This window comes from Deferrisoma sp. (assembly GCF_054681715.1).
Window position 1 is genome coordinate 1 of the sequence record NZ_BAAHFQ010000101.1, and the last position, 10,908, is coordinate 10,908.

11 protein-coding genes and 1 pseudogene are annotated in these 10,908 nt (G+C 71.2%); all 12 read left to right on the top strand.

Annotation, left to right across the window (positions count from 1 at the left end):
• Nucleotides 1-159 (top strand): acyl carrier protein (gene acpP / locus ACY0I8_RS12800; protein WP_461395062.1); only part of this gene is annotated, 159 nt, incomplete at its 5' end.
• 96 nt (nucleotides 160-255) lie between these two features.
• Complete coding sequence (fabF, locus tag ACY0I8_RS12805) at nucleotides 256-1,500, top strand: beta-ketoacyl-ACP synthase II (protein ID WP_461395054.1); 1,245 nt, start codon at nucleotides 256-258, stop codon at nucleotides 1,498-1,500.
• Nucleotides 1,501-1,508: 8 nt separating this feature from the next.
• A pseudogene (rpiB, locus tag ACY0I8_RS12810) lies at nucleotides 1,509-1,928 on the top strand (ribose 5-phosphate isomerase B); the annotation flags it as partial.
• 24 nt (nucleotides 1,929-1,952) lie between these two features.
• Entirely contained in the window at nucleotides 1,953-3,203 is a 1,251-nt protein-coding gene (locus ACY0I8_RS12815) for a serine hydroxymethyltransferase (protein ID WP_461395063.1), read from the top strand.
• Nucleotides 3,204-3,930: 727 nt separating this feature from the next.
• Nucleotides 3,931-4,389 (top strand): deoxycytidylate deaminase, encoded by a 459-nt coding sequence (locus tag ACY0I8_RS12820; protein WP_461395064.1) that lies wholly within the window; start codon nucleotides 3,931-3,933, stop codon nucleotides 4,387-4,389.
• A 3-nt stretch (nucleotides 4,390-4,392) separates the two neighbouring features.
• On the top strand, nucleotides 4,393-4,857 hold the full coding sequence (gene nrdR, locus ACY0I8_RS12825) for a transcriptional regulator NrdR (RefSeq protein WP_461395055.1): 465 nt from the start codon (nucleotides 4,393-4,395) through the stop codon (nucleotides 4,855-4,857).
• On the top strand, nucleotides 4,854-5,996 hold the full coding sequence (gene ribD / locus ACY0I8_RS12830; RefSeq protein ID WP_461395056.1) for a bifunctional diaminohydroxyphosphoribosylaminopyrimidine deaminase/5-amino-6-(5-phosphoribosylamino)uracil reductase RibD: 1,143 nt from the start codon (nucleotides 4,854-4,856) through the stop codon (nucleotides 5,994-5,996). The genes nrdR and ribD overlap by 4 nt, the downstream gene beginning before the upstream one ends.
• A 19-nt stretch (nucleotides 5,997-6,015) precedes the next feature.
• Nucleotides 6,016-6,660 carry a riboflavin synthase gene (locus tag ACY0I8_RS12835; protein ID WP_461395057.1) on the top strand — a complete coding sequence of 215 codons (645 nt, stop codon included), beginning with the start codon at nucleotides 6,016-6,018 and terminating at the stop codon, nucleotides 6,658-6,660.
• A gap of 90 nt (nucleotides 6,661-6,750) precedes the next feature.
• A complete protein-coding gene (locus tag ACY0I8_RS12840; protein ID WP_461395058.1) occupies nucleotides 6,751-7,983 on the top strand; it encodes a bifunctional 3,4-dihydroxy-2-butanone-4-phosphate synthase/GTP cyclohydrolase II in 1,233 nt (410 codons plus the stop codon).
• Nucleotides 7,984-7,992: 9 nt separating this feature from the next.
• On the top strand, nucleotides 7,993-8,460 hold the full coding sequence (gene ribH / locus ACY0I8_RS12845; protein WP_461395059.1) for a 6,7-dimethyl-8-ribityllumazine synthase: 468 nt from the start codon (nucleotides 7,993-7,995) through the stop codon (nucleotides 8,458-8,460).
• Between the two features lie 8 nt (nucleotides 8,461-8,468).
• Nucleotides 8,469-8,903, top strand: coding sequence for a transcription antitermination factor NusB (gene nusB / locus ACY0I8_RS12850; protein WP_461395060.1), 435 nt, complete (start codon nucleotides 8,469-8,471; stop codon nucleotides 8,901-8,903).
• Entirely contained in the window at nucleotides 8,900-10,573 is a 1,674-nt protein-coding gene (locus ACY0I8_RS12855; protein ID WP_461395061.1) for a sigma-54 interaction domain-containing protein, read from the top strand. Before nusB ends, ACY0I8_RS12855 begins: the two co-directional genes overlap by 4 nt.
• Nucleotides 10,574-10,908 lie beyond the last annotated feature (335 nt).

A 10,908-nucleotide genomic window follows, 5' to 3' on the forward strand; every position in this document is an offset into this window, starting at 1 on the left:
CGGTTCATCGAGGACCTCGGGGCCGACAGCCTCGACACCGTGGAACTCGTCATGGCCCTGGAGGAGGAGTTCGACCAGGAGATCCCCGACGAGGACGCGGAGAAGATCCGCACCGTGCAGGACGCCATCGACTACATCAAGTCGAAGCTGGCGGCGTAAGGGACAACGTTCGGCGGTTAGGGAAGGGAGCCAGGCCCGGCGGGTCTGGCTCCCTTCCCTAATGAACCCGCCCGAAGCGGGTTCAGGAGGAGCGACGTGGCAGCACGACGAGTGGTGGTCACCGGCCTGGGGTGCGTCACCCCCCTGGGCGTGGGTGTGGAGGAAACCTGGAAGAACTGTCTCGCCGGCCGGTCGGGCGTGGGCCCGATCACCAAGTTCGACGCGGCGGGCCTGAAGACCCAGATCGCCGCCGAGGTCAGGGGGTTCGACCCGGCGGCGTTCATGGACCGGCGCGACGCCAAGAAGATGGACACCTTCATCCAGTACGCCGTGGCCTCGGCCAAGATGGCGGTCGAGGACGCGGGGCTGGAGATCACCCCGGAGAACGCCGAGCAGGTCGGCACCTCGATCGGTGCCGGCCTCGGGGGGCTCCCCGAGATCGAGAACCAGCACAAGGTGCTCCTGGAGTCGGGACCCCGGCGGGTGAGCCCGTTTTTCATTCCCATGGTCATCGCAAACCTGGCCCCCGGGTACGTGGCGATCCTCACGGGCGCCAAGGGCCCCAACCTCTCCATCGTCACGGCCTGCGCCACGGGGGCCCATTCCATCGGGGAGGCCTGGCACGCGATCCGGCGGGGCGACGCCGACGTCATGCTGGCCGGGGGCGTGGAGTCCACCATCACCCCGCTCGCCGTGGCCGGGTTCAACGCCATGCGGGCGCTCTCCACCCGCAACGACGAGCCCGAAAAGGCGAGCCGCCCCTTCGACAAGGACCGGGACGGGTTCGTCATGGGCGAGGGCGGCGCCGTGCTGGTGCTGGAGGAACTCGAACGGGCCCGGGCCCGGGGAGCCAAGATCTACGCCGAGCTCGTGGGGTACGGGGCCACCTGCGACGCCTACCATATCACCGCCCCCGACCCCGAGGGCGACGGCGCGGCCCGGTGCATGCAGGCGGCCCTGCGGTCGGCCGGGCTCGCCCCGGACGAGGTGGACTACATCAACGCCCACGGCACGAGCACCCCGTTCAACGACTACTACGAAACCCTCGCCATCAAGCGGGTGTTCGGCGACCACGCCCGACGGCTGTGGGTCTCGTCCACGAAGAGCATGACCGGCCATCTCCTGGGCGCCGCCGGCAGCGTGGAGGCCGTGTTCTCGGTGCTGGCGATCCGGGATCAGGTGGCGCCCCCCACCATCAACTACGACACGCCCGATCCCGACTGCGACCTCGACTACGTGCCCAACGAGGCCCGTCCGGGCCGGATCCGGGCGGTCCTGTCCAACTCGTTCGGGTTCGGCGGGACGAACGCGACCCTCCTCTTCCGCGCATTCGAAGGGTAAAGCCGGCCATGATCCTGATCTCCAGCGACCACGGGGGCTACGCCCTCAAGGAGGACCTCAAGGCCTTCCTCGGCGAGCTCGGCTACGAGGTCCGGGACCTGGGGCCGGAAAACGGCGACCCCGTGGACTACCCCGAGTTCGGGGTGGAGGTGGCCCGCCGGGTGGCCCGGGGCGAGGCCGAGCGGGGGATCCTCCTTTGCGGCACCGGGATCGGCATGAGCATCGTGGCGAACAAGGTCCCCGGGGTCCGGGCGGCGCTCGTGCACGACACCTTCACGGCCCGGATGGCCCGGGAGCACAACGACGCCAACGTGCTCGTGATCGGCGGCCGCACCACCGACCCGGCCCTGGCCCGGGAGATGGTGCGCACCTGGCTCGAGTCCCGGTTCGAGGGAGGGCGCCACGCCCGGCGGATCGAGAAGATCCGGGAGATCGAGCGCCAGCGCCGCCCCGTGCTCTTCGAGGAGGACCCCGACGTCTGGGCCGCGATCCAGGGGGAGATCCGGCGGGAGGAGGAGGGCATCGTGCTCATCGCCTCCGAGAACTACGCCTCGGAGGCCGTGCTCGAGGCCCAGGGGTCGGTGCTCACGAACAAGTACGCCGAGGGCTACCCGGGCAAACGTTACTACGGCGGGTGCCGGTTCGTGGATGAGGTGGAGCAGCTCGCCATCGAGCGGGCCAAGGCCCTCTTCGGCGCCGACCACGCCAACGTGCAGCCCCTTTCGGGTTCGGCCGCGAACATGGCGGCCTACTACGCCCTCCTCAAGCCCGGGGACACGATCCTCGGCATGGCCCTGGCCCACGGGGGGCACCTGACCCACGGGGCACCCGTGAGCTTCTCAGGCCGCCAGTACCGGGCCGTGACCTACGGGGTGCGGCGGGACACCGGCACCATCGACTACGACGAGGTGCGCGACGTGGCCCGGCGGGAACGGCCCGCCGTGATCGTGGCCGGCGCCAGTTCCTACTCCCGGGTGCTCGACTTCGCGGCGTTCCGGGAGATCGCCGACGAGGTGGGGGCTTACCTGGTGGTGGACATGGCCCACATCGCGGGCCTGGTGGCCGGCGGGGCCCACCCGAACCCGGTGCCCTACGCCGACATCGTCACGAGCACCACCCACAAGACCCTGCGGGGCCCCCGGGGCGGGCTCGTGCTGTGCCGGGCCGAGCACGCCGAGGCCGTGGACAAGGCCGTGTTCCCGGGCCTCCAGGGCGGCCCCCTCATGCACCAGGTGGCGGCCAAGGCCGTGGCGTTTCGGGAGGCCGCCACCCCGGCGTTTCGGGACTATGCCCACCAGATCGTGGCCAACGCCCGGGCCATGGCCGAGGCGCTCGACCGCCGCGGCTACCGGATCGTCTCGGGCGGCACCGACAACCACCTGTTCCTGGTGGACCTGACGCCCCAGGACCTCACCGGGCTCGACGCGGAGCGGTGCCTCGACCGGGCCGGGATCACGGTGAACAAGAACGCCATCCCCTACGAGACCCGAAGCCCCTTCGTCACGAGCGGCATCCGCATCGGCACGCCCATCGTGACGACCCGGGGCATGGGCCTGGCGGAGATGGAGATCATCGCAGATGCCATCGCCCGGGTGCTCGCTCGGTGCGGCGACGAGACCACCGAGGCCCAGGTGCGCGGCGAGATGCGGGACCTGTGCGGCCGGTTCCCCTTCTACCGCCACCTCCTGGACGGGGCGGCCTGAGCCGGGGGAACCCGCTCCCCATAGCCGGCCGAGGCCTCACGGAGAGCCCGGGTCGGAGGCTCGCCGGGCGGATCCCGCTGGCGGGCGCCAGGTACTATTTCTCCGGCGGCTAAATAGACGCGATCGGGGGCATGGGGCCTGCTGGGGCGCCGGGCGTGGCTCCTACAGTCGCGCCTTTCCACGCCGTTGTCGGTTCGACGGGCCGGGGCGGCGGTGGCGGACGTTCCGGATCTTCCAACTGACACGGACCCGTGGCCCGCGCTGGGGGGGCGAGGGGCCTCCCGGAGAGCCGGGTGCGGCCCCCGCAAAAAGCCGCGCAGTGCCTCCGTCGCTCGCACCACGAACCCGCCGCGTCTGGGCGAGTGGGCCATGGAGCCACCGCCGGGGGTCCGGGCTGCGCGGCGGTTCGGGTGCCGGCACTCGCGCCCGGCCGGAGGGGGGCCCCTTGCCCCGCCCGCCAGCGCGCGCCCCGGCGCTTACGCGTGTCAATCGGTCGCAAGCAGGCCGCGCTCCGCGGCCTACGGAGCTTCCAAAGCGATCCGGGCGCGGTGATGGCGCGGCGAGGTGAGGGGCCGCACCCGGCTCTCCACCAGCCCCCCCACCCGCGGGTTTCCGTGGCAACGACGGGGTGCTGACGATACTTCCGTTGGTCTTAGTAAACGAGCGTTCTGGCGTCCCGGCCTTCCAGCCTCCACGCCCCGTCCACGACGACGCAACGAGGTTCACGATCATGCGTCCTTCCTGGCAGGAGTACTTCACCGAGATCACCCGGCTGGTGGCGACCCGCTCCACCTGCACCCGCCGCAAGGTGGGGGCGATCCTCGTGAAAAACAAGCGCATCCTCGCCACGGGCTATAACGGCGCCCCCTCGGGCGTGGCCCACTGCCTCGACGTGGGGTGCCTACGGGAGGAGATGGGCATCCCCTCCGGCGAGCGCCACGAGCTGTGCCGGGGGCTCCACGCCGAGCAGAACGCCATCCTCCAGGCGGCCCAACACGGGGTGCGGATCGAGGGCTCCGACATGTACTGCACGAACCTGCCCTGTGTGATCTGCACCAAGATGATCATCAACGCCGGCATCCGCCGGGTGTACTACCTCCAGGGCTACGCCGATCCGCTGAGCCGGGATCTCCTGCGCAGCGCGGCCATCGACCTCGTGCCCCTGGGCGAACCCGAGGAGGCGTGAGCCGTGCGCTGTCCGTTTTGCGGCGAGCAGGAGGACCGGGTCATCGACTCCCGGGTGTCCCGGGAGGGCGAGGTGATCCGACGGCGGCGCGAGTGCGTGGCCTGCGGCCGCCGGTTCACCACCTACGAGAGGGTCGAGGACATGCTTCCCCTGGTGGTCAAGAAGGACGGCCGCCGGGAGTCCTTCGACCGGCTCAAGATCCTGGCCGGCATCAAGAAGGCGTGCGAGAAGCGGCCCGTGTCGGCCGACAGCCTCGAGCGCATCGTGGACCGGATCGAGGCCCGGCTCCAGGAGGAGGGCCGAAAGGAGGTCCCCAGCCGGGAGATCGGCGAGGCGGTCATGGCCGAGCTCCAGGCCCTCGACCCGGTGGCCTACGTGCGGTTCGCCTCGGTGTACCGGGAGTTTCGCGGGGTGGACGAGTTCGTGGACGCCCTGCGCGAGTTCCTCGAGGGGCAGAAGGACGCGTGACCGAGGCCGCCGACCGGTTCTACATGGGCCTCGCCCTGGACCTTGCCCGGAAGGGGCTTGGCCGCACCAGCCCCAACCCGGCCGTGGGGTGCGTGGTGGTGCGGGACGGGCGCGTCGTCGGCCGGGGCTACCACCCCCGGGCCGGGGAGCCCCACGCCGAGGTGTTCGCCCTCGACGAGGCCGGGCCGGCCGCCCGGGGGGCCGACCTCTACGTGACCCTGGAGCCCTGCTCCCACCACGGCCGCACGCCGCCCTGCACCGACCGCATCGTGGCCGCCGGGGTCCGGCGGGTGGTGGCCGCCATGGCCGACCCCAACCCCGCCGTGGCCGGCCGGGGCTTCGAGCGGCTCAGGGCCGCCGGCATCCGGGTGGAGGTGGGGTTATCGGAACCCGAGGCCCGGCGCCTCAACGAGGCCTTCTGCCTTTCCATCGTGGAGCGCCGGGCCTTCGTGCACCTCAAGCTCGCCGCCACCCTCGACGGCAAGACGGCCACCGCCTCCGGAGACAGCCGCTGGATCACATCGCCCCAGAGCCGGGAGCGGGTCCACCGCCTCCGGGACCGGTGCGGGGTCGTGATCGTGGGCGTGGGCACGGCCGCGGCCGACGATCCCCGGCTCACGGTTCGCCTCCCCGGGGAGCCGGAGCGGCCCACGCTGCGGGTCGTCCTGGATCCCCGGGCCCGCGTGCCGGAAACCCTCTGGATGCTCTCCCCCGGCGAGGCGGCCTCCACCTGGATCGCCTGCGGCCCCGAGGCGCCGGACGACCGAGCCGGGGCCCTCGCGCGCCGGGGCGCCCGGGTGCTGCGGCTGCCCCAGGGGCCCCGGGGCCTCGACCTTCGGCGGCTGCTCGAGGAGATCTACGCCGCGGGGCGCATGGAGGTCCTCGTGGAGGGGGGGGCCGAGACCGCGAGGCGGTTCCTCGACGCCGGGCTCGTGGACCGGATCCATCTCTTCTACGCGCCGCGGCTCCTGGGGGGCCGGGATGCGGTGCCCATGCTCGGGGGAGCGAGCCCGGAACGGATCGCCGAGGCCTGGCCCGTCGAGGACCTCGAATGGGAACGGGTGGGCCCGGACCTCTACCTGACCGGCCGTCTGGGCCGACTTCCTCCGTCCCCGCGGCCCGGCGCACCCCCGGCCTAGGCGAGAAGGGGCACCCACCATGTTCACCGGAATCATCCAGGACGTCGGCACGGTCCGGGAGATCTCGGCCGTGCCGGGCGGCAAGCGGTTTCGGATCGCCACCCGCCTCGACACGGCCGATTTCGAGCTCGGGGAGTCCGTGGCCGTGGACGGGGTGTGCCTCACGGTCACCGAGATCGCCCCGGGCCTCTTCTCGGCCGACGCCTCCCCCGAAACCCTCGACCGGTCCACCCTGTCGGACCTCCGGCCGGGCCGCCGGGTGAACCTCGAGCGGGCGCTTCGGCTGACCGACCGTCTCGGCGGCCACCTGGTGCTCGGCCACGTGGACGCCACCGGCCGGGTCCTGGGCATCCGGACCGAGGGGGCGTTTCGGGTGGTACGGTTCGAGGCTCCCCCCCCGGTGGCCCGGTACCTCGTGGAGAAGGGGTCCGTGGCCGTGGACGGGGTGAGCCTCACCGTATACGCGGTGAGCGGCGGCGAGTTCTCCGTGGCCGTGATCCCCCACACCTGGGACGCCACGGCGCTCGCCGACCGATCCCCCGGCGACCGGGTCAACCTGGAGGCCGACGTCTTGGCGAAATACGTCGAAAAGCTCCTCGGGAGCCGCACCGCCGAAGGCGGGGTCACCTGGGAGCTTTTGGCCCGCAGCGGCTTTCTGAAGTAAAATACGCCCACTTATCCGTCTCGAACCCCATGAGCAACGGCCCGCGCCCCGCCGTTCGGGCGGCGCGCCGGCTTGGAGCAGGACATTCCCATGCCGATCGAACGCGTCAAGCAAGCCATCCAGGCCTTCCGGGAAGGCCGCATGGTCATCCTGGTGGACGACGAGGACCGGGAGAACGAGGGGGACCTCGCCATCGCGGCGGAAAAGGTGACCCCCGAGGCCATCAACTTCATGGCCAAGCACGGCCGGGGGCTTATCTGCCTCGCCATGACCGAGGAGCGGTGCGACTACCTGAAGCTCCCGCCCATGGTTTCCGACAACACGAGCCCGTTCCAGACCGCGTTCACCGTGTCCATCGAGGCCCGCCGCGGGGTGAGCACCGGGATCTCGGCCCACGACCGGGCCACCACCATCCTCACGGCCATCGCCGACGACACCCGGCCCGAGGATCTCGTGCGGCCCGGCCACGTGTTCCCGCTGCGCGCCCGCAAGGGGGGCGTGCTCGTGCGAACCGGCCAGACCGAGGGCTCGGTGGATCTGGCGCGGCTCGCGGGCCTCAAGCCCGCGGCCGTGATCTGCGAGATCATGAACGACGACGGCACCATGGCCCGGCGCCCGGAGCTCGAGCGGTTCTCCCAGGAACACGGGCTGCCCATCGTCACGATCGCCGACATCATCGAGTACCGGCTGCGCACCGAACGGCTGGTGCGCCGGTCGGCCGAGACCCGGCTTCCCACGGCCTACGGCGGCGAGTTCCGGGCCATCGTGTACGAGAACGACGTGGACGACTACCTCCACGTGGCCCTGGTCAAGGGCGACGTGGCCGGGGACGAGCCGGTGCTCGTGCGGGTGCACTCCGAGTGCCTCACCGGCGACGTGTTCGGGAGCCTGCGGTGCGACTGCGGCGACCAGCTCCACCAGGCCATGCGGATGATCGCCGAGGAGGGCCGAGGCGCGATCCTGTACCTGCGGCAGGAGGGCCGCGGCATCGGGCTCGTGAACAAACTCAGGGCCTACGCCCTCCAGGACCAGGGCAAGGACACGGTGGAGGCCAACGAGGAGCTCGGGTTCCAGGCCGATCTGCGCGAGTACGGGATCGGGGCCCAGATCCTCGTGGACCTGGGCATCCGGAACCTCCGGCTCATGACCAACAATCCCAAGAAGATCGTGGGCATCGAAGGATACGGGCTCGAGGTGGTGGAGCGGGTGCCCATCGAGATCCCGCCCCACCCCGAGAACGAGCGGTATCTTCGGGCCAAAAAGGAAAAGCTGGGCCACTGGATCGATCCCGACCGCCGGGATGCCGGCCCGACCGACGCGTGAGGAGACGCCATGCCTGCTTTCATCGAGGGGAAGCTCACCAGCCAGGGCCTTAGGATCGCCCTCGTGGCGAGCCGGTTCAACAGCTTCGTCACCGACCGGCTCGTGGAAGGGGCGGTGGACGCCGTGGTCCGCACCGGGGGGGATCCCGACGCGATCCGGGTGTACAAGGTGCCGGGCGCGTTCGAGATCCCGCTCGTGGCCAAGAAACTCGCCACCTCGGGCCGGTTCGACGCCGTGGTGTGCCTGGGCGCGGTGATCCGGGGCTCGACCCCCCATTTCGACTACGTGGCCTCCGAGGTGGCCAAGGGCGTGGCCCTGGTCGCCCTGGAAACCGGGCTTCCCGTGACCTTCGGGGTGCTCACCACCGACACCCTGGAGCAGGCCATCGAACGGGCGGGCTCCAAGGCCGGGAACAAGGGGTTTGAGGCCGCCATGGCCGCCATCGAGACCGCGAACCTCCTCCGGGCGGACGGGTAAGGGGCTCCATGGGTGCCCGACGAGCGGCCCGGCGGGCGGCGCTGCAGGCGCTCTACGCCCTCGACCTCAACCCCGAGCAACCCCCCATGGGGCTCCTGGAGCAGGCGATCGCCGAGGCCGGGGGCGAAGCGGACCGGCCCTACGCCGAGACCCTGGTGCGGGGGGCCTGGGACCGCCGGGACGAGATCGACGAGCGCATCCGGGGCGCCAGCCGCCGCTGGCGGCTCGAGCGGATGGACCGGGTCGACCGGAGCGTGCTGCGGCTCGCCACGTACGAGCTCCTGGCCTCCGCGGACGTGCCGGCGCCCATCGTCCTGGACGAGGCCGTGGAGCTCGCCCGGGAGTTCGGGGCCGAGGACTCCCCCCGGTTCGTGAACGGCATCCTGGACCGGATCGCCCGGGAGCTCCGTCCCGGCGAGACCCGGCCGAGGAGGGCCCCGTGAGCGCGACCGCCCTGCCCGCCCTGACCGATGTGCTGGCCGCATTCCACCAGCCCGCCGTGCTGGTGGACCGGTCCGGCCGGATCCTGTGGGGGAACCCCCCGTTCCGGGGGCTCTTCGGCGATCAGCCCCCGCCCCAGAGCCTGGGGGAGTGGGAGGAGCGCTCGCCCCGGGACGGCGAGCCCCTTTGGGACGCGCTGGTGCGGAACCGCACCCTGGTGCGCCGGCTCCACACGGGCCGGGGCATCCAGCCGCTCCGCCTCAAACTCGCAGCCCGGCCGGGGGGCGACGCGGTCGTCGTGCTGGCGAGCGCCGCGTCGGCCGAGGGCATCGAGGCCCTCCAGGAGCGCACGGCGATCCTGGAGGCCGTGTTCGACAGCCTGAACGAGGGCGTTCTCGCCATCGACGCCCAGGAGCGGATCATCGCCCTTTCGCGCTCGGCCGAGCGGCTCACGGGGTTTGCCGAGGCCGAGGTGCTGGGCCAGGTCTGCCGCGAGGTGTTCCAGGCGCCCCCGGGCGTCGAGTGCCCGTTCCAGGCCATGATCCGAAGTGGCCAGGGGTTTCACCACCGGGAGATGGTCCTCAAGGGCAAGGGCGGCCGGCCGCTCCACGTGTCCGTGAACGCCACCCCCCTTCGGGGCCGCGACGGAAGGCTCGAGGGGGCCGTCGTGGTGCTCCGGGACCTCTCCGAGATCGACCGGCTGCGCTCGGAACTCGCCGGCAGCGGCGCCCGGCTCGGCATCGTGGGGAACCACCCCTCGATTCGCAAGGTGATCGAGAAAATCGAGACCGTGGCCCCGAGCGAGGTCTCGGTGCTCATCACCGGGGAGTCGGGCACCGGAAAGGAGCTCGTGGCCCGGGCCATCCACGACCTGAGCCCCCGCCGGGACAAGCCGTTCATCAAGGTGAACTGCGCGGCCTTGGCCGAGGGCCTCCTGGAGAGCGAGCTCTTCGGCCACGTGCGGGGCGCGTTCACCGGCGCGGTGCGCGACCGGCCCGGCCGGTTCGAGGCCGCCCACGGGGGCACCCTGTTCCTCGACGAGATCGGCGAGACCTCCCCCGCGCTCCAGGTGAAGCTTCTCCGGGTGCTCCAGGAGGGGGAGTTCGAGCGGGTGGGAGAGTCGGTGCCCCGGCGGGCCGACGTGCGGATCGTGGCGGCCACCAACAAGGACCTCCGGAAGGAGGTGGCCGAGGGCCGGTTCCGGGACGACCTCTTCTTCCGGCTGTGCGTGGTGCCGATCGAGCTCCCGCCGCTTAGGGAACGGCGGCAGGACGTCCCCATCCTGGCCGACCACTTCCTGAAGCGGCTCGCGCTCCGGGAAGGCCGGCGCAAGGTGTTCGCGTCGGCCGCCTACGGGATCCTCGAGCGTTACAGCTGGCCCGGCAACGTCCGGGAGCTCGAGAACGCGGTGGCCCACGCCTACGTCTGCTCCCCGGGCGACGTGATCCAGCCCGAGGCCCTCCCCGAGCACATCCTCCGGGGTGAGGACCCCTTCGGCGGCGAGGACCCCTACGCCGAGGAGCGAGAGCAGATCTACGCGGCGCTCGAGGCCACGGGGTGGAACAAGGGCGAGGCCGCCAAACGCCTGGGGTGGAGCCGCACCACCCTGTGGCGCCGGATGCGGGACCTGGGCATCCGGGACACGCGACGGAAGCCCCCCGCTTCCCTCTGAACCAAATCCCCCCTTTTTTTCGCAAAAACCCATCCACCCCCCTAAAGCTCCTGCCCCTTTTGTCCGATCCTGTTCCCCATCTTCTGTGCGCCGACCCAGGCCGGCCACCGATTGTTTCAACATGAAACACAAAGAAACACGCCGCAACGAATTCGCGAAACACTGGCGTGTACAGGACAGCCTGCCGGCCTCATACCCGAGTTTGACACCACCTAGTCACAGAAAAGCCGGAAAGACGATACACTTCGGGCGGTTAGCTCGAAGTGCGCCTTCCCGGCGTGTATGTAGGTCCTCAGCCCATCCGAAGGACTTCTGGCGGTTTCTTGATTCCCAAG